Raw genomic sequence first — 19,297 nt, forward strand, 5'->3', positions numbered from 1 at the left:
GATTCATTCCGCAGCAATTGGTTCAGTGGCACGCAAACAGGCGACCCGGCGGCGCGGCCCCGGCGCAAAGACGGGGGGCAGCACGGCGCGGCACGCGGGCAGCGCGATGGGGCAGCGCGGCGCAAACGAACAGGCGCCGGGCGCGGAGTCCAGCGCGGGCGGCGCGCCGGGGATGGCGTTCAGCCGCGTGCCGCGCGCCACGTCGTGCAGGTTCGCCGCCAGCAGGCCCCGGGTGTAGGGGTGGCGGGCATCGTTGATGATTTCGCGGGTGGTGCCCTCTTCGACGATCTGCCCGGCATACATCACCGCGACCCGTTCCGAGATCTCCACCGCGACGCCGATGTCATGGGTGACGAAAATCACCCCCATGCCGAATTCCTTTTGCAGCTCGCGCAGCAGCAGCAGGATCTGGATCTGCACCGTGGCATCCAGCGCCGTCGTGGGTTCATCCGCCAGCAACAGGCGCGGACGGCACGCCAGCGCCAGCGCGATCATCACCCGCTGGCGCATCCCCCCAGACAGTTCGTGCGGGTAGCTGTGCAGGCGGCGGTTGGCGGACGGAATGCGCACCCGGTCCAGCATGTCCAGCGCGACGGACATGGCGTTGGCCTTGTCCAACCCCTTGTGGCGCATCACCGATTCCGCGATCTGGTGGCCGACCGTGTACACCGGGTCCAGCGCCAGCGCCGGTTCCTGAAACACCATCGACACCTCGCCGCCGCGATACTTGCGCAGCGCCTTGCCGCGCAGCGACAGCACATCGGTGCCGTTCACCCGCATCGACCCGTCGATCCGCGTGCGCTTGGGCGGCAACAAGCCCAGCAGCGCCTTGAGCGTCACCGACTTGCCCGACCCGGATTCGCCCAGCAGGGCCAGCGTCTCGCCCTGCTCCATCGCCAGCGACACGTCGTTGATCGCATGAACGTTGCGCTTGCCGGAAAACTTCACCGACAGATTCTGGATATCAAGCAGCTTGGTCACCGGCCGTCCTCCGGGTTGGGGGCGGGGGAAGGCGCGGTCCAGAAGACCTCACGCCGCGGGCATTTGCCGGACAGGATCATGCCAAGCCCCCCTGCCCCGCATCCGGGTGTCCGGAGGCCGGGTCATACAGATGGCACGCCACCATATGCGCGGCGTTGCGATCCAGTCCCGCCAGTTTGGGCACCGCCGCCTTGCACACAGCGGAAGCAAAGCGGCAGCGGGTGTGAAACCGGCAGCCCGACGGCGGGTTGATCGGGTTGGGCGGATCGCCCGCAAGGGGCGGCTTTTCGGTACGGTTGTCCGGGTCCATCGACGGCATCGCGGAAAACAGCGAGCGCGTGTAGGGATGCGCCTGTTCCTCCCAGATGGAATCGACCGGCGCGATTTCCACCACCTCGCCCAGATACATCACCAGAATCCGGTCCGAGATATAGCGCACCACGTTCAGATCGTGGCTGATGAAGATATAGGTCAGCCCGAATTCGGCCCGCAGGTCCGACAGCAGGTTCAGCACCTGCGCCTCGACCGATTTGTCCAGCGCCGACACCGCCTCGTCCAGCACCACGACGCGCGGCGACATGGCCAGCGCGCGGGCGATGTTCACCCGCTGACGCTGACCCCCCGACAGCTCGTGCGGATAGCGATGGGCAAAGCGCGCCGGGTCCAGGCCGACGCGATCCATCAGCCGACGGGCGCGCCCCTCGGGGTCGTCCAACCCCTGCACATGGGCGCCGAACGCCACCGATGCCTCGATCGTCATGCGCGGGTTCAGCGTGGCATAGCTGTCCTGAAACACCATCTGCACGCCGCGCCGCAGATCCTTGAGCGACAGCCGCTCGCCCAGGGCCTCTCCGTCAAAGACGATCTCGCCCGCGTCCCGTTCCGTCAGCCCGATCAGCAGCTTGGCGGTGGTGGATTTGCCGCAGCCGGATTCGCCGACGATGCCCAGCGTCTCGCCTTCGGCGACGGCAAAGCTGACGCCGTCGACCGCCTGGACCTGCGCCTGCGTGCGCCCCAGGATGCCCCCGCGCACCGGGAAATACTTGCGCAAGCCGCTGACCGTAATCAGCGGTTGCGCGGGGCCGCCGGGATCGGCGGCGGGGATGACATCAGTCACGGACATTCATCGCGCTCCTCAGACCGTCGCTCAGCAGGTTCAGGCACAGCGAGGTGACAAAGATCATCACGCCGGGCAGCGCCGACAGCCACGGGTTGACATAGATGGCGGATCGCAGCGTGTTCAGCATCAGCCCCCATTCGGGTTCGGGCGGACGCACGCCGATGCCAAGGAAAGACAGGCCAGCCGCCAGGATCATGCACACGCTGGTCAGCGACGTGGCATAAACGAAAATCGGCGACAGCACATTGCCGATCACATGCACCCGGATCACCGTCAGCGCCGAGGCCCCCGTGGCGCGCGCCGCGTCGATATAATCCAGCGCGCGCACGCCCGACGTCACCGCCTCGGCGACACGGGCGATGGGGGGGATGAACACGATGGTCAGCGAGACCAGCGAATTGACGATCCCCGCCCCCAGCGCGCCCGAAATGGCAATCGCCAGCAACACCGACGGAAAGGCAAAGAACACATCGACCGTGCGCATGATGACGGTGTTGACGAACCCGCCCACATAGCCCGCCACGATGCCCAGCACCCCGCCGATGAAAAACGCCAGCACCACCGGGCTGAGACCGATGAACAGCGTCAGCCGCCCGCCATAGATCAGCCGGGCGAACATGTCGCGCCCCTGTTCGTCGGTGCCAAGGATATGGCCCGGCGTGCCCAGCGGTTTCAACCGGGCGATCATCGACCCCTTGTAAGGGTCCGGCAGGCCCAGGTAAGGCGCGAACACCGCCGACAGGATCAGCAACAGCACCACGCCCAGACAAATCATCGTCAGCGGGTCGCGCACCAGCCGCGCGCCCACCCCGGCCCAATACCCTTGGGGTTTTTGCACGGGCGCGACGGGGGAAGTTTCGGCAAGGGCCATGTCAGGTCCTTTGAATGCGGGGGTCGATGGCGGCCTGCACCACGTCGACGATCAGGTTCATGGCGACAAAGAACAGCGCAAGCACAAGGATCGTGCCCTGCAACAGCGGCAGGTCGCGCTGGAAAATCGCGTTCGACAGCAGGAAACCGGAACCGGGCCAGTTGAACACCGTCTCGATCAGGATCGACCCGCCCAGCAGATAGCCCAGCTGCAAGCCCATCACCGACAGCGCGGTGGCGGCGGCGTTGCGCGCCACATGGCGCAGCACATCGACGCGGCTCATGCCCTTGGCGTATAGCGCCTGCACGAAATCCTGGGTCAGGATGTCGCCCGAAAGCGCGCGCACGGTGCGCGACACGATGCCGATGGGCACCACCGCCAGCGTCACGGCGGGCAGGACCAGGTGGCGAACGTGCAGCCAGTCCCATTCCCACGCCCCGGACCCGCCCGGCCCCGCGCCCATGGACGGCAGCCAGCCAAGATTCACCGAAAAGATGATGACCAGAACGATGCCCAGCCAGTAATTGGGCACCGACACACCCGTAATCGACAGCGCGGTGACGCAGCGGTCAACCCAGCTTTCCTGAAAATACCCCGCCAGGAACCCCAGGAAAACCCCGATTGGAAAGGCGATCACGGCGGCGCTTGCCGCCAGCAGCAGCGAATTTTTCACCGCCCCGAACACCTCGGTCGCGACCGGGCGGCCGCTGGCGATGGATTTGCCCATGTCGCCCTGCACGAGGTTGCCGATCCACACCGCGTATTGAATGGGAAGCGGTTTATCCAGCCCGTAGGCGGCGCGCATGGCGGCCTGTTCCTCGGCGGTGGCATCTATCGGCATGATGGCGGTCAGCGGGTCGCCCGGCGCGATCTGCACCAGCAGGAAGCAGATGACCGAGACCCCGAAGGCCACCGGCAGAACCAGTATTAAACGGCGGATAAGATAGCTGAGCACGCGTCTGACCTTGCTGTGAATACGGCCCCGCCCAAAGGCAGGGCCGCGGTGTCGTGACCGGGATCACTCTTCGATCGTGATGCCCGAAAAGTTCTGATACCAGTTCTGTGCCTGCACAAAGCCCTTGACCTTGGGGGCCATGGCGCGCGGGGCGACGTCATGGGTGACGAACAGGAACAGCGCGTCGTCGACGAATTTCTCATGCGTCTGCTGCAGCACGGCGGTCTGTTCCTCGGGGTCGAAGGTGGTCTTGATCCGGTTGAACAGCTCTTGCATCTCGGGGTCGGAATAATGCCCCCAGTTGGTGCCGTTCGGCGCGATCAGGTTTTCGTCCAGATGGCGGATCAGCCCGGTAAACGGGTCCTGGATGAAGTAGGTAAAGTTGATCGACTGCGCGCCCTCGACGGCCGGATCGGCCGCGCCGGCACGCCACAGGTTTATCATCTGGTTCCACTCGACGACCATGAACTCCACGTCGATCCAGATTTCCGCAAGGCTTTGCTGAACGAATTCGTTCATCGGCAGCGGCAGCATCTGCCCCGACCCCGACGGCGAGATCAGCGCCTTGACCGTCAGGCGGTTGTCGGGGCCAAAGCCGGCCTCGGTCATCAGCGCCCTGGCGGCGTCAAGATCGTAGGACGGATCAAAGGTCGGCTCGCCGAACCACTGCGAACTGGGCGGAAGAAAGCCCTTGGCCGGCACCATCAGGCCCCCCAGCAGCGGCATCATGCCTGTCCGGTCGATGGCCATGTTCGCGGCCTTGCGCACCCGGATGTCATTCCAGGGCGACCCTTCCAGGCGGCTCAGGTGCCAGGTCCAGTTGTGCGGATAGGCGTTGGACGAGATGACAAAGCCGTTGCCTTGCATCGCGGGAATGGTGTCGGGCGCGGGCGCTTCGATCCAGTCGACCTGACCGGACATCAGCGCGGCGGCGCGGGCGTTGGGTTCGGGCAGCGGGATCAGCACCAGCTTGTCCAGCTCGGGGATGCGGGTGTCGTCCCAGTATTCGGTGTTGGGCACCAGTTCGGCGCGCTCACGCGGCACAAAGGTTTCCAGCTTCCAGGGGCCGGTGCCCGATGGCGACATCGCGACCTTTTCCCAGTCCATGTCCATGGCTTCCCAGTTCGCCCTGGACGACATCAGGATCCAGGCCAGCTGGTAGGGCAGCGTGGCGTCGGGTTCCTTGGTGGTGATGGTCAGCGTCAGATCGTCGATCGCCTCGTAGCTGGCGACAGCGGGGATGCGCGACTTGCCCTGAGCGGACTGGCGCGGGTCGTATTGCGGGCTGGAATCGTCCAGCAGCTTGTCGAAATTCCACACCACGCTTTCGGCGGTAAAGGGCGATCCGTCGTGGAAGGTAACGCCGTCGCGCAGGGTGAAGGTCCAGGTCAGCTCGTCCTCGCCCACGGACCAGTCGGTCGCCAGGCCGGGGATCAGAACCGACGGCTTGTCGGCGCTGGACAAGTCCCATTCGATCAGGGAATCGTAAACCGTGTAGCCCATGAACCGCATGCCTTCGCCGCCCTGGTCGGTCTGGCCGGTGGTCAGGGGAATATCGGCAGCCGTCATGCCGATGCGCAGGGTGCCCTGCGCCTGGGCCAGCGTGCCGCATGCCATGGCAGCCGCCGTGGCAAGGGCCGCGAACCCTCGTGAGAATCTGGACATTGTCACCTCCGTGTCGAGCCAACGGTTTGTTTTGTCGGCGTTTATAGTGGTCCCGCCGCTTTTCGGGCAGGCCCCAGGGGTGACTTTGCCAAGCGCCGCTTTTCAGAGACCAGACCCGAAACGTGTCAAAGCGGCGGCAAAGCGGGGCGCGCGCAAAGGTCTGCTTATTTGTTGGTCGACAAACGATAGGGTGCTTTCAAAATAAGCAATTGACGTATCTTTCAGCGCAGATTCAGCCGGGCCTTCAACGCCGCCGCCGCCGTCGGGATCGGCGCCACCAGCGCGATGGGCGACCGGTCCGCCAGCCGGTCGGCGGCCTCGCCCAGGGGGCCGCCGCCGATGATCGCCGCCTTGGCACCCGCCGCCGCCGCGCGCCGGATCTGCGCCAGCAGCGCCGCGTCCAGCGCCCGCGCATCGCCCATCAGCGCCCGCGGGTCGCCCGGTGTGATGTAGCACCCCATGTAATCGCCCGCTTCGCCCATCAGCGCGTCGATGCCCGCCCGAAGGCCCGGCGTCGTCGTCACCACCGCGAACCGCCGCCCGCCCTGCCCCGCCGCGCGCGCGGCCTCGGCGCCGATGCCGACCACCGGACAGGTCAGCCGCGCCGCCAGCGCCGCCCGCCCCGGATCGCCAAAGGCCGATACGATGATCCCCGCCACGGGCGGCAGATCCGCCCCCCCCACCCGCACCGCCGCGCGCGCCAGGGCGTCCGCATCGGTGATCATTTCCGGCCCCTCGGGGGCGGTCCAGCCCATCAGTTCCGGCAGAATGCGCCGCGCGATGGCCAGCATCGCGCGCGTGGTGGCGGCGCTGCTGTTGGGGTTCATCAACAGCGGTCTCATCGCGCGATCCGGTCCGTCACATCCACCCGCCCGACGCCGTCGTCAGTGCCGACCGCGCGCCCGATGTTGCCGATCGCCGCAGCGCGCGGCCCACTGGGGGCCGGGGTGGCATCGGAAAGCCGGGCCAAGCCGTCGGCATCGCGCCGCAGCCTGCCCGAGCCGCACCTCGCCCCAGCCCGGCGGTCGAGGGATCGGCCATGGCCCGGTCCGCCGCCAGCATCCCGGGCGCGCAAGGATCGGTCATATCGGGTTTCCTTTCGCGGTGTGTTTCGGGCAGAGTTGCCGCAGCCGTGGCAAAAGGAAAGAGCGCATGAAACCTGGCATGGTCGGCGGCGGGCATCTGACAGCGGCGCTGCGGCAAGGGCCGGTCGGGGGCATGCGATCCGATCCTGTCACGCCTCGGATCCGGCGCCGGACGATGCCGGCTGCAAAAATCTTCTGCGCGCAGATTCGCGCCCCCGACACCCGCCGTGCCACGAAGATTTTTTCCCAGCCCCACCCGCACGCGGGGCGGGCGGCGACGGGACACAGCCGCGGGCCGCGCAGTTATCCACAGGCGCCTGTGATTCATTTGTGCCCATCAATACATTGATATATCATATAAAATTTAAGGAACAGCGCGAACGTCGGTCGCCCGGCGTTGCAAAAACTCTTGCAAGGCCCCACCGCTTGCGCCAATAGTCACGGAAAAGAGGCGACAAACGCCAGTTTCCGTGAACACGACGCGCCCCCACTCGGGCCAGGCCAAAGCCCCGCGCGGGCCGCCGCACAGCCCCCGACGGGCACGGCACCCCGCCCGCCACGGGCGCCCCGAACCACGCGCCCCGGGTCAACCGGAGCCAAGCAGAGCGACAGGCACATGCAAGATACCCCCCCTCGGGAGGACCTCAACAGCGTCATCCGCGCGCATTCCGAATGGCTCGCCGCGCAGCTGCATGCCCAGGCCGAAAGCATGTTTCCCCCCGACGCCAGCAAGCAGATGCGCAAGTTCACCTCTGGCGAGGCCGCGTCCCTGCTGGGCGTCAACGACAGTTACCTGCGCAAGCTGCATCTGGATGGCAAGGGGCCCTCGCCCGAACTGACGCCAGGCAACCGGCGGCTGTATTCCGTGCAGGACATCGCCGACCTGCGCACCCTGCTGGAAAAGACCGCCCGCAAGCCCGGCGACTACCTGCCCGGACGGCGCGTGGCCCCGGATGGCGGCCATACCGACCCGATGCAGATCATCGGCGTGATGAACTTCAAGGGCGGCTCGGGCAAGACCACCAGCAGCGCGCATCTGGCGCAGCGGCTGGCGTTGCTGGGCTACCGGGTGCTGGCGATCGACCTTGATCCGCAGGCCTCGCTGACCGCCCTGCACGGCGTACAGCCCGAATACGACCTTGCCGGCGGCGGCACGCTGTATGACGCCATCCGCTATGACGACCCCGTGCCCATCGCGGATGTGATCCGGCGGACATATATCCCCGGCCTCGACCTCATTCCGGGCAATCTGGAACTGATGGAATTCGAACACGACACCCCGCGCGCCCTGGCGCAGGGCAATGCGGGGCTGTTCTTCTTCCGGGTGCGCGAGGCGCTGGCGCAGGTCGATTCCGACTATGACGTGGTGGTCATCGACTGCCCGCCGCAGCTGGGGTTCCTGACCATGTCGGCGCTGTCTGCCGCGACGGGCGTGCTGGTGACGATCCACCCCGAAATGCTGGACGTGATGTCGATGTCGCAATTCCTGCGCATGACCGCCGACCTGATGGACGTGATCGCCGACTCCGGCGCCGACATGAAACACGACTGGATGCGCTATCTGTTAACCAGATATGAACCCACCGACGCGCCCCAGACACGGATCGTTGCGTTTTTGCGCACCATGTATGGCGACAAGGTGCTGAACGCGCCGATGCTGAAATCCACCGCGATCTCGGATGCGGGGCTGACCAAACAGACCCTGTACGAGGTCGACCGCAGCGCCTTTACCCGCACCACCTACGACCGCGCCATCGAAAGCCTGAACGCAGTGAACGACGAAATCGCCGACCTGATCCAGCAAACCTGGGGGCGCAAATGACGCCGCCTGCCCCAAGACCACATCGGCGGCCAGATCGGCGGCCAGATCCGAGGAAGGACCCATGAGCGACACGCGCAAGAAACGGATGTCCATGCTCGACAGCCTCGCCGCCGCCGGCGCGGGGGGGAAGCCCGGCGCGATGATGACCCAGAACCGTGCGCTGCGCTCGGCACGCGATGCGGTCGACGGGCACCGGGTCTGGGATCTGGACCCGTCGCAGATCGACGACGACCGCACCCGCGACCGGCTCGACCCGGCCGATGTCTACGACCTGCGCGAGTCCATCGAAACCACCGGCCAGTCGGTGCCCATTCTGGTGCGCCGCCACCCGTCCGAAGACGGGCGCTACCTGCTGGTCTATGGCCGCCGCCGACTGGAAGCGGTGCGGCTGTCGGACAAGGTCGACAAGGTGCGCGCGCTGGTCGCCACCCTTGATGACGGCGCCGCGACGGCTGTGCAGATCACCGAAAACATGGCCCGGCGCGACCTGTCTTTTATCGAAAAAGCGCTTTTCGCCCAAGAGCTTGTGGATAGCGGATTTGGCAATCAGGCCCGCGTGGCCGAGGTGCTGACCGTCACCAAAAGCTCGGTTTCCATGGCCATCGGCATCGCCGGGGCGGTCGGTCGCGACCTGATCGAGGCCATCGGCCCCGCCCATGGCGTCGGCCGTCCGCGCTGGGAGGCACTGGCGCGCGCCATCGACGAAACCGGCATCCCGCGGGATGAACTGGTGACGCTGGCCAACGACACGCATGTCAGTGCGCAGGTGTCGATGGTGCGCGGCGAAGACCTGCCCGACGACGCCTCGGTCGCCGCATTCGACGCGGTACTGGCGCATCTGACGGCCCCCGCGCCCAGGCGCCCTGCCCCCCCCCGCACAACCGACCCCGGCGCGCGGCGCGCGCTGACGCTGGGCGGCACCCCGGCGGGATCGGTCAAGCGCACGGCCAAGGGGCTGGCGCTGACGTTGAACGACACGGATTTCACCGACTGGCTGGACGACAACGCCCAGACGGTCATGCAGGAACTTCATGCGCGCTGGAAAGACGCGTCGGAAGACTAAAGCAACGAGCAGAGCAAAAGGAGGCACGAGCCCGACAAGGAAAGAGTCCCGCAAAGACGATGCTCCACGAGACCCTGACTTGGTTTTAGCACCCTCAAGTTAGTCTCCGGAGCCACGGCCCGCAAGTCCAAAGTGATTCGCGGGGCGGGTATTTCGTTGTCTTCGTGAAATTGACCATGGGTTATTCCCCCATCACGCCTTTCGGGCGACCGGTAAAGGCTGCGCCGTTGCCCCCGTCGCGCATGTCCCCCCCAGACTGTTCCCCGGTGGACAAGTGGCAGTTGCTGCGCGAACTCGGGCAGGCCCGCCGCCGCTATGGGCTAAGCGACCGGGACCTGAGCGTCCTGCAGGCGCTCCTTAGCTTTCACCCCGAAACCAAGCTTGGCGGCAGCGCGCCGCTTGTGGTCCACCCGTCGAACGCGGCGATCTGCGAACGGGCGCATGGGATGCCCTGTTCGACCATGCGGCGCCACCTTGCGCGGCTGGTGGATGCGGGCCTGCTGGTCCGGCGCGACAGCCCCAACGGCAAGCGCTACGCCCGGCGGATCGCGGGCAGCAAGATCGCCTTCGGATTCGATCTGACCCCCCTGCTCGTTCGCGCGGCCGAGATCGGAATGGCCGCCGGCGATGTCCGCGCCGCCGCCGCGCGGATTGCCGCCTTGCGCGAAACGGTCAGCTTGATGCGTCGGGATCTGGCCGGGCTGGCGGTCTTCGGCAAAGACCGGAACCCGGACAATGCCGTCTGGGATCAGATGTCCGACACCGCAACCCTTGCGGCGCGCGACCTGCGGCGCAAGCTGGACGAACCCGCGCTGGAGGCGCTTGAAACCATGCTGAAACGCGCGTTGACCACCGCCGCGACGATGCTTTCGACCGATTTCGATCCGGCCGCAACCGACGATCCGGTCACCACTGACAGCCAAAATGAGCAGCACCATCAGAGTTCACAGAAAGATAATATTGAATCCAGAAACATCCGCGTCACGACTGCTCCGCTCCCCTTCGCTCTTGTCGCGCAGACATGCACCGAGATCGCCGTCTATGCCGGAGAACCCATCGCCGGTTGGCACGGGCTGGTCACGGCAGCAGAGAAAGTGCGCCCAATGACCGGCATTTCCGCATCGGCCTGGGAGGATGCGAAATCCGTGATGGGCGCAATCGAAGCCTCGGTCGTGGTTTCGGCCATCCTTGAACGATTCTCGGAAATCCGATCCCCGGGCGGATATCTGCGCCATCTCACACGCAAGGCCCAGGAGCGGGCGTTCAGCGTCTTGCCCATGGTCTTGGCGCTGTCCAACCGTCCCGCCCGGTGCGGTTCACAACTGTGAACGCCCTGAGCTCACACGACGGGTTCACAGCTGTGAACCATGGCTTATCCGGAAGAGACGGTGCGCGGGAACAGGCTGCGTACAAGGGCCCCGACCAGGGCGGTGACCTCTTCCTGTGCCTGGCCGTGGGTCTTTTTGCCCCGCAGCAAGCGGCCCAGAGCGGTGCCCCTGGTCATGGCGATGTCGCTGAGAAGCATCAGCGACATCTCTCGCAGGCGATGTTTCAGCGCGTCGCCGGTATCGGGATCAAGGCGCGGATACAGCGGCAGGGGGATCGGCACGGTCGCAATCATGTCCCTGAGAATCTCGCCGTGGCGGCTTTCTTCGGCACGGGTCAGGCAGATGTCGACCACGCACGCGATCTCGGCCTGAAACAGCTCGCGCCCCAGCTCTGCGGTTTGCTCGGAATAGCCGGTGCGGCGGCTCAGCAAAAGGCGATCCGCCCCGGGATCGTCTTCGAGCGTCAGCCCGTCCAGATCCAGCGTCGAGCGGGCGTAATCGCCCACCGCGTCGCGCAGCCCGGCAGCTTCGGAAAACAGCACGAGTTGCAGCACATCGGCCTGCGACAGGTCGCAGGCGATCCGGCTGATGCCACGACCGGATCCTCGGGAGGCCAGAGAAAGACGCGCGGTTCCGTCGTCGCGCGCGTCCATGACAAAGATGCGAAGACTCATGCGCAGGCAGGTAATCGCTTGCCTGCGCGGGGGCAAGATGGGCTGATCGGCGCAAGCGGTCTGCCGGTCATCCCTTGCCGAAACGTCACCGCAGCGCGCGCCTTATTTCATCCATGCCAACAGGTATTGCGTCAGCTCGGGCCAGACGCCGACGATGGCGATGCCGATGGCGGAACTCAGCAGGAACGGCAGTGCGGCGCCTGCGATCCGTTCCAGCGACAGGCCGGTGATGTTGGCGGCGACGAACAGGTTGATGCCCACCGGCGGGGTGAACAGCCCGATGGCCAGGTTGATCGACAGGAAGATACCGAACCACACCGGGTCCCAGCCCATTTCATGCACCACAGGCAGGAATATCGGCAGACAGATGAACATGATGGTGATCGCATCCATGAACATGCCCGCGATCAGCAACACCAGCGCCATGACCATCAGCACCAGGAACGGCGCGTGCGAAAAGCTCAGCAGCAGGGCGGAGTATTTGCCGACCACGTCATCGACGGTAACCACCCAGCCGAACAGGCTGGCGAAGGTCACGACCATCATCACCACCGCCGAGGCGCGCGCCGCGTCCTGGACCGCGCCCATCAGCGTTTCCAGCGTCAGCGAGCGATAGGCAAAGCCAAGGATGATGGCGTAGACGGCGGCGACGATGGCGGCCTCGGTCGGGGTGAAGATGCCGACATAAATGCCGCCAAGGATCACCACGGGTGTGAACAGGCCCCAGATTGCGGCGCGGAAGCTGTGCCACAGCTGCGTAAGCCATGGCGCATCGTTCAGCGCCAGCTCTTCGGCGTTCTGGCGGGCCAGACGGCCCTGGGTATCGGGCAGGCCGCGCCGGGCAAAGGGCAGGGTCGCCAGCATCATCACCCCCATCACCAGCCCCGGCAGGATGGCGGCGATGAACAGCGCGCCGATCGACACTTCGGCGATGACGCCGTAGACCACCAGCCCGATGCTGGGCGGGATGACGATGGACAGCGCGGCACCCGTGCAGACGAGGGCGGCGGCATAGGCGCGCGAATAGCCGTCTTCGACCATGCCGCGCATGATCATCGGGCCGATGGCGGCGACCGAGGCGGGGCCGGACCCGGACACCGCGCCCCAGAACAGCGACACGACGACGCCGACGACGCCCATGCCGCCGGGCATGCCTCCGATCAGGATGCGGAAGAACCGCACCATGCGGTCGGCCAGTCCGGCGGTGCCCATCAGCATCCCCGCAAGGATAAAGAACGGGATCGCCAGCAGCGAGAATTTCGTGATGCCCGAGCTGACAAGATCGCCCACAAGGTCCAGCCCGAACCCCATCTGCCACATGGCGTATAGCGACGACATCCCCAGCGAAAACGCCACCGGCACGCGCAACAGCAGCAGCAGGGCGAACAGGATCAGCATCTGGCTGCCGGCGGATATATCAAGCATCGTGAAGGCTCCGGTCGGGGGCGGGCACATCGGACAGGGCGAATTGCACCGTCCGAATGGCGATGAGCACGAAGGCAAAGGGCAGGGCGGCGGAATAATACCACGCGGGCAGGCCCAGCCCCGGCGTGGAGACCCCTGTGGCCAGTTGGTTGCGCAGCAGGTCCAGCGTGTACCAGGCCGCCAGCAGCAACAGCACGACGCTGACGGCGGTGGCGAATATCTTGATCGCGCGTTCGACGCGGGGGCCCAGCAGGGCGGCGAAATAGGTGACCGCAAGGTGCTGGCCCTGCCGCGCGGCGAGGGATGCCCCGAAGACGGTTATCAGGAGAAATCCGGTCAGCAGCAGTTCCTGCGTGGCGGCAAAGGAATAGCTGGTGAGGTAGCGCACGACCACATTGGCAAAGCCAAGCAGCGTCATGCCAAGGAACAGGATCGCGCAGATCCAGCCTTCGAAATTGTCGATCAGGGTTTTCAAGGGGGGGCCTCCGGTCGGGCGCCCCGGTTGCCGGGGCGCCGCGTGGATTTTACTGTGACGCCGCGCTGCTGGCGATGGTGTCGCGGAACAGGGTTACCAGATCGAGTCCGACCTTGGCGGCCCAGGTGTCGAAGGGCGCCTTGGTGGCCTCGCGGAAGGCGGCGAGGTCGGCGTCGGTGGGGGTGTAGACCTCCATCCCTTCGGCCTTGAGCATTTCCAGCCCGGATGCGGTGGCCTCGCGGGTGATGTCCTTTTGATAGGTCATGGCCTGCTGCGCGGCGTCGGCGATCATCGCCTGGGTGTCGGCATCCCAGCTGTCCCAGTTCTGGGACGAGGTGGCGATGAAGATCGGGTCATAGCTGTAGTGCCAGGGCGTGATGTATTTCTGCACCTCATAGACGCGCTGCGGAATGATGACCGCGCCGATGGGGTTTTCCTGCCCGTCGACCACGCCCTGTTGCAGCGCCGAAAAGGTTTCGGTCCATTGCATTTGCTGGGGGTTGGCGCCAAGCGCGTTCATCACGTCGATATACATCGGCCCCGCGACGCGCATTTTCAGACCCTTGAGGTCGTCGGGCGTCTTGATGGGGTGTTTGTTGTTGGTGACCTCGCGAAAGCCGTTTTCGCCCCAGGCCAGCAGGTGCAGGCCGTGCTCGGCCAGGATCTCGGCCATCTTTTCGCCCGGCGCGCCATCGGTGGTGGCGTCGACCTGGTCGTAGTTGGCATAAAGGTAGGGCAGCGAGAACACCGCCATTTCCGGCACCAGCGGCGTCACGTTGATCGCCGAGGTCACGACAAAGTCGATCGACCCGCGCCCGACCATTTCGGCCTGTTTCATCTGGTCGCCGCCGGTGAGCTGGGCGTTGGGAAAGATGCGGATGGACAGGTCGCCGTCGCTGCCGGCGTTGACCAGCTCGGCGAATTTGTCGGCGCCCTTCTGCCAGCTGGTCTGATCGCCGGTGTTGTGCGACAGGCGCAGCGTTTCGGCGTATGCGGTGGTGGTCAGTGCTGCGGTGGCGACAGCAAAGACGACGGTGCGCAGGATGGTCATCGGGTTTCCTCCCCCATATGTGTGATCGGCTATCCTCCAACAGCCGTGGCCCCAGAGTGTCCATAAAGTAGATCTTGGTTCAAGAGCGGAAACGTGTCCGGTTCGGGCAGAGTCGCCGATACTTGGCATAGTGCATTGAATATACGCGATAAAAAAATTGCACTTGACGGGATGGGGCATCATCTTTCATCATGTGGGGTGTCCATATAGTGGACTAATCGGCTGAAGGGCCGGGCAGAGGAGAGCAGCATGCCGCAGTCGCGCAGGGTACAGGACCGGGATCCGCCTCAGGTGGCGGGCGCGCAAAGCGTGACGCGCGCGCTGAAGCTGTTGCCGTTGCTGGGGCGTGACCCCCAGCGCGGTGCGTCGCTGCCCGAGATCGTTGCGTACACCGGGCTAAGCCGCCCCACCGCGCGCCGTCTGCTGTTGTCGCTGATCCATGCGGGGCTGGCCGAACAGGACGCCCTTACCAAACGATACCTTCTGGGCGAGGAAACCTATGTGCTGGGCAGCCTTGCGGCCCAGCGGTTCGGGCTGATCGACATGGCGCACGAGGCGATCGCGCGGCTGGCGCAGGGCACCGCCGACACGGCCTATCTGTCGATGCGCCGCGACGGGTTCGCGGTCTGCCTGCACAAGGAAGAGGGCGCCTATCCGATCCGCACCCAGGCCTTGCAGGTGGGGTTTCGCCATCCGCTGGGCGTGGGGGCGGGGTCGCTGGCGATACTTGCCGCGCTGCCCGACGATGAGGTCGACGAGATGCTTGCCCAGAACGCCCGTCTGCTGGCGACCGAGTATCCCCGCGTCACGCAGCCCGCCGTGCTCAACGCCGTCGCCGAGGCCCGCGCGCGGGGCTGGGCGCTGAATCCGGGGATGGTGCTGGAAAACAGCTGGGCGGTGGGGCGTGCGCTGCGCCGTCCAGACGGGCGCGTGGTGGGGGCATTGTCGGTGGCCGCCATCGACTCCCGGCTTGGCCCGGAGCGCCAGCACGACATCGCCGCGCAGCTTGATACCGCCGTCACCGAGGTCGAGGCCCGGCTGGCCCGGCTTTATGCCCGCCACATGCCCCGCGCCATCGCCTAATGAACACCCTTGGGAGAACACAGACCATGACCAAAGCACAGATCGCCGGATGGGCGCACAGCAAGTTCGGCAAATCCGAGGCGCCGGATGTCGAATCCCTGATGGCCGAGGTCATCGCCCCGGCGCTGGATCACGCGGGCGTGCCCGCGACAGACGTGGACGGGATCTTTGTCGGCTGTTTCAACAACGGCTTTTCACCGCAGGATTTCACCGGGGCGTTGCCCGGCATGGTCGCGGCCGAGCTGGCGAACGTGCCCGCGGTGCGGCTGGAAAACGCCTGCGCGACCGGGTCGGCGGCGCTGTTCGCAGCACTGGATTTCATCGAGGCGGGGCGCGGCAAGGTGGCCCTTGTGGTGGGCGCGGAAAAGATGACCGCGTTGCCCACGGCGCAGGTGGGCGACATCCTGCTGGGCGCGTCCTATCACCGCGAAGAGGCGGATGTCGCGGGCGGTTTCGCCGGGCTGTTCGGGCGCATCGCGCAGGGCTATTTCCAGAAATACGGCGATCAGTCCGAAGCCCTGGCAATGATCGCGTCCAAGAACCACGTCAATGGCACCCACAACCCGCTGGCCCATATGCAAAAGCCGTTCAGCGTTGAACAATGCAACACCGTGACCGACCGCAACCCCTATGTGGCCCAGCCCTTGCGGCGCACGGATTGTTCGCTGATTTCCGACGGCGCGGCGGCGCTTGTGGTGGTGCACCCGGATGTGGCGGCGGATCTGGAGCGCGCCATCGGGTTCCGCGCCCGCCACCATGCCAATGACGTGCTGGCGCTGTCGCGGCGCGAACCGGCGGCTTTTGACGGCGCGCGGCGGGCCTGGGCGGGCGCGCTGGAGGGCGCGGCGGTCACGCTTGACGATCTGGACCTTGTGGAAACGCACGATTGTTTCACCATCGCCGAGCTGCTGGAATACGAGGCGATGGGCCTTGCCGCGCCGGGGCGCGGGGCGGATGTGATCCGCGAGGGCATCACCGCGCGCGACGGCAAGCTGCCGGTAAACCTGTCCGGCGGGCTGAAATCCAAGGGCCACCCCATCGGCGCCACCGGCGTGTCGATGCATGTCATGGCCGCGATGCAACTGGCCGGCGAGGCGCCCGAGGGCATGCAGAAATCCGGCGCCTCCATGGCGGGCGTGTTCAACATGGGGGGTGCCGCGGTGGCCAATTACTGTTCCATTCTGGAGCGTGTGAAGTGAACGACGTATCCTTTCGTACGCCCCCCGAAGGCGGGCTGACACCGCAAACCACCCGCGTGGCGAACCTGGGCCATTTCCTGACCCGCAACGCACGCCGCCTGCCCGATCGCCCCGGCATCCTGTGGCACGACGGGGCGCGCACATGGGCGGAGCTGGACGCGCGGGTGCATGCGCTTGCCGCCGCCTTGCGCGACCGGTTTGGCGTGACCAAGGGCACGCGGGTGCTGGTGCAATCGCAAAACTGCGCGCAGATGTTCGAAAGCATGTGGGCCTGTTTCCGGCTGGGCGCGGTCTGGGTGCCGACCAACTTTCGCCAGTCCCCGGACGAGGTGGCCTATCTGGCGCAATCATCAGGTGCGACCGTTATGATCGCGGGGGCGGAGTTTCGCGACCATGTCGCCGCCTGCGACATTGCGCAGGTCATCACCATCGGCGGGGCAGGGGGCGGGGATTTCGACGCGCTGGTCGCCGATTACGCCGGGCAGCGGGTGGCGGATACGGCGGTGGATCGCGACGATCCGTGCTGGTTCTTTTACACCTCGGGCACCACGGGGCGGCCCAAGGCGGCGGTGCTGACCCATGGGCAGTTGGCGTTCGTGATCCTCAGCCATCTCAACGATCTGATGCCGGGCTCCGGGGCGGGGGATGTGTCGCTGGTGGTGGCGCCCCTGTCGCACGGGGCGGGCATTCATCAACTGGTCAAGGCGGCCGTGGGGGGCGCCACGCTGCTGATGCCGCCGGGCAGGTTCGACGTGGCGGAGGCGTGGCGGCTGGTGGCCGCGCACCGCGTCACCGATATTTTCACCGTGCCCACGATTGTGAAGATGCTGACCGAGCACCCGTCGGTTCAGGATCACGACCGCAGCAGCCTGCGCCATGTGATCTATGCGGGCGCGCCGATGTATCGCGCCGATCAGGTGCGCGCGCTGAACGTGCTTGGCCCGGTTCTGGTGCAGTATTTCGGGCTGGGCGAGGTGACGGGCAACATCACCGTGCTGCCTCCGTCTGAACATCACGTCGATGACGCCCGGATGCGGATCGGCAGTTGCGGCTATGAACGCACCGGCATGCAGGTGTCGGTTCAGGACGAGAACGGCGCCGAGCTTGAACCGTTTGAAACCGGCGAAATCTGCGTTGCGGGGCCCGCGGTGTTCGCGGGCTATTACGACAACCCCGAGGCCAATGCCAAAAGCTTTCGGGCCGGGTTTTTCCGCACCGGGGATCTTGGGCATATGGACGCCGAGGGGTTCATCTATATCACCGGGCGCAGTTCGGACATGTATATCTCGGGCGGGTCCAACGTGTACCCCCGCGAGATCGAGGAAAAGCTGCTGACCCATCCCGCCCTGACCGAAGTGGCGATTCTGGGCGTGCCCGATCCCACCTGGGGCGAGGTGGGGCTTGCGGTTTGCGTGGCGCGCGCCGATGCCGATCTGACCGAGGAGGATGTCATCGCGCATCTGAAGGGCGACGTTAGCAGTTACAAGCTGCCGCGCCGGGTGGTGTTCCTGCCCGAGATGCCCAAGACGAGCTATGGCAAGATCACCAAGAAGCTGTTGCGCGAAACGCTGACGGCCCAGGGCGTGATCGCGCCATGACCGGGGCGGGGGTGAACCCGCGGCTGTGTCACCCCGGCGCGCCGGTGTTGCCGCGGGTCAGCGCGGTTCCGGCGGGATTGCGCGCGGTGGACATCGCGCTGGATGGTCTGGTGCCGCTGGACTCCGCGATCTGTGCCGCGTTTGCGGGCGCGTCCGGGTTCGTGACCATCACCGATCTTGGCTGCACCGCGCTGGATTATGTGATCCCGGCGCAATCCACCCGGCCTGACCGGCTGGCGTGGTATTCCGATCCGCAGGGGCAGGGGGGCCGTGCGGTCATTCGCGCGGCCTATGCGTCGGTCGGGCGGCAGGGCGCGGGGGCGGGCCTGCATTGTCATGGCAGCTGGGACACCGCGGCGGGCGCGCGGTTTGGCCATCTGCTGGGGCCGCGCACGATGCCCGAGCCGGGCCAGGTGCTGCGGGGCTGGGTGTTCGACGGGGCGGATTTCGATCGCCGCGCCGACCCGGAAACCGGGTTCGACCTGTTCGCCGCCATCGGCGCGGGCGTGGCCAGTCCGGATGCCGTGGCGCTGACGCTGCGTCCGGACGAGGACGTGGCGGAAACCTGCATGGGCCTGTGCGACAGGCTGGGCTGGGCGCAGGCGCGTCTTGAGGGGCTGGGCAGTCTGAACGGCGCGGGCTTTGCCGGGGGGGCGGTGATGCGCGACCACGCCAGCGAATTTGTGGTGCGCGCGGGCACGGTCGGCCCGACCCGCGCCGACATCGACATCGCCGTGATCGACAGCGCCGGGGCGGAGTATGCGGGCGCGCTTGTCCCCGGACAGGGACGGGTGTCGATCACCGCCGAGCTTGTGCTGATCCGCGCCGGATGATCCGCCGCCCTGTCGTTGTGACCGGTTGCGCACGGCGCCGGATTTTTGTGCCGGGGCAGGGAACCGCCT

At 66.2% G+C, this 19,297-nt stretch carries 17 protein-coding genes; 7 read left to right on the plus strand and 10 right to left on the minus strand.

All coding sequences use genetic code 11. The features are described from left to right. Positions 1-3: 3 nt before the first annotated feature. The 6 genes from ATI53_RS12130 to ATI53_RS12155 all read right to left on the minus strand — a co-directional run bounded on the left by ATI53_RS12130 (position 4) and on the right by ATI53_RS12155 (position 6,434). Positions 4-981 carry an ABC transporter ATP-binding protein gene (locus tag ATI53_RS12130; protein ID WP_111550498.1) on the minus strand — a complete coding sequence of 326 codons (978 nt, stop codon included), beginning with the start codon at positions 979-981 and terminating at the stop codon, positions 4-6. Between the two features lie 76 nt (positions 982-1,057). Then, complete coding sequence (locus ATI53_RS12135) at positions 1,058-2,104, minus strand: ABC transporter ATP-binding protein (protein ID WP_034452205.1); 1,047 nt, start codon at positions 2,102-2,104, stop codon at positions 1,058-1,060. Then, positions 2,091-2,972: an ABC transporter permease gene (locus ATI53_RS12140; RefSeq protein ID WP_009504146.1), complete on the minus strand. Its 882-nt coding sequence runs from the start codon at positions 2,970-2,972 to the stop codon at positions 2,091-2,093. Before ATI53_RS12140 ends, ATI53_RS12135 begins: the two co-directional genes overlap by 14 nt. Position 2,973: 1 nt before the next feature. Further along, the gene (locus tag ATI53_RS12145) at positions 2,974-3,927 is read right to left on the minus strand and encodes an ABC transporter permease (protein ID WP_009504145.1); all 954 of its coding nucleotides are present in this window, start codon (positions 3,925-3,927) and stop codon (positions 2,974-2,976) included. Between the two features lie 63 nt (positions 3,928-3,990). Next, entirely contained in the window at positions 3,991-5,592 is a 1,602-nt protein-coding gene (locus ATI53_RS12150; RefSeq protein WP_034452203.1) for an ABC transporter substrate-binding protein, read from the minus strand. 221 nt (positions 5,593-5,813) lie between these two features. Beyond that, positions 5,814-6,434 carry an aspartate/glutamate racemase family protein gene (locus ATI53_RS12155; protein WP_223865938.1) on the minus strand — a complete coding sequence of 207 codons (621 nt, stop codon included), beginning with the start codon at positions 6,432-6,434 and terminating at the stop codon, positions 5,814-5,816. A gap of 859 nt (positions 6,435-7,293) precedes the next feature. On the opposite strand from ATI53_RS12155, the gene repA reads away from it, so the two are divergent. From repA to repC, 3 genes are all read left to right on the plus strand, one after another. Continuing rightward, positions 7,294-8,499: a plasmid partitioning protein RepA gene (repA, locus tag ATI53_RS12165; RefSeq protein WP_009504656.1), complete on the plus strand. Its 1,206-nt coding sequence runs from the start codon at positions 7,294-7,296 to the stop codon at positions 8,497-8,499. Between the two features lie 61 nt (positions 8,500-8,560). After that, positions 8,561-9,562: a plasmid partitioning protein RepB gene (gene repB, locus ATI53_RS12170; RefSeq protein ID WP_009504657.1), complete on the plus strand. Its 1,002-nt coding sequence runs from the start codon at positions 8,561-8,563 to the stop codon at positions 9,560-9,562. Between the two features lie 176 nt (positions 9,563-9,738). Continuing rightward, positions 9,739-10,890 carry a plasmid replication protein RepC gene (gene repC, locus ATI53_RS12175; RefSeq protein ID WP_170134565.1) on the plus strand — a complete coding sequence of 384 codons (1,152 nt, stop codon included), beginning with the start codon at positions 9,739-9,741 and terminating at the stop codon, positions 10,888-10,890. 44 nt (positions 10,891-10,934) lie between these two features. Here repC and ATI53_RS12180 read toward each other — a convergent pair whose 3' ends face one another. The 4 genes from ATI53_RS12180 to ATI53_RS12195 form a co-directional block, all read right to left on the minus strand. Continuing rightward, positions 10,935-11,564: a hypothetical protein gene (locus tag ATI53_RS12180; protein WP_009504659.1), complete on the minus strand. Its 630-nt coding sequence runs from the start codon at positions 11,562-11,564 to the stop codon at positions 10,935-10,937. Positions 11,565-11,666: 102 nt separating this feature from the next. Beyond that, entirely contained in the window at positions 11,667-12,989 is a 1,323-nt protein-coding gene (locus tag ATI53_RS12185) for a TRAP transporter large permease (RefSeq protein ID WP_009504660.1), read from the minus strand. Then, entirely contained in the window at positions 12,982-13,464 is a 483-nt protein-coding gene (locus ATI53_RS12190; protein WP_009504661.1) for a TRAP transporter small permease, read from the minus strand. The genes ATI53_RS12185 and ATI53_RS12190 overlap by 8 nt, the downstream gene beginning before the upstream one ends. A gap of 49 nt (positions 13,465-13,513) precedes the next feature. Continuing rightward, the gene (locus ATI53_RS12195; RefSeq protein WP_111550501.1) at positions 13,514-14,515 is read right to left on the minus strand and encodes a DctP family TRAP transporter solute-binding subunit; all 1,002 of its coding nucleotides are present in this window, start codon (positions 14,513-14,515) and stop codon (positions 13,514-13,516) included. Between the two features lie 249 nt (positions 14,516-14,764). Between ATI53_RS12195 and ATI53_RS12200 the strand changes: the two genes are divergently transcribed. From ATI53_RS12200 to ATI53_RS12215, 4 genes are read left to right on the plus strand one after another with little or no spacing between them, the layout of a single operon-like run. Further along, the gene (locus ATI53_RS12200) at positions 14,765-15,598 is read left to right on the plus strand and encodes an IclR family transcriptional regulator (RefSeq protein WP_009504663.1); all 834 of its coding nucleotides are present in this window, start codon (positions 14,765-14,767) and stop codon (positions 15,596-15,598) included. A gap of 26 nt (positions 15,599-15,624) precedes the next feature. Further along, the gene (locus tag ATI53_RS12205; protein WP_009504664.1) at positions 15,625-16,797 is read left to right on the plus strand and encodes an acetyl-CoA acetyltransferase; all 1,173 of its coding nucleotides are present in this window, start codon (positions 15,625-15,627) and stop codon (positions 16,795-16,797) included. After that, entirely contained in the window at positions 16,794-18,395 is a 1,602-nt protein-coding gene (locus ATI53_RS12210) for an acyl-CoA synthetase (protein ID WP_009504665.1), read from the plus strand. The genes ATI53_RS12205 and ATI53_RS12210 overlap by 4 nt, the downstream gene beginning before the upstream one ends. Then, positions 18,392-19,228, plus strand: a complete 837-nt coding sequence (locus tag ATI53_RS12215; RefSeq protein ID WP_009504666.1) for a hypothetical protein — start codon at positions 18,392-18,394, stop codon at positions 19,226-19,228. Before ATI53_RS12210 ends, ATI53_RS12215 begins: the two co-directional genes overlap by 4 nt. Positions 19,229-19,297 lie beyond the last annotated feature (69 nt).

The organism is Salipiger aestuarii, assembly GCF_003259905.1.
GTDB lineage: Bacteria > Pseudomonadota > Alphaproteobacteria > Rhodobacterales > Rhodobacteraceae > Salipiger > Salipiger aestuarii.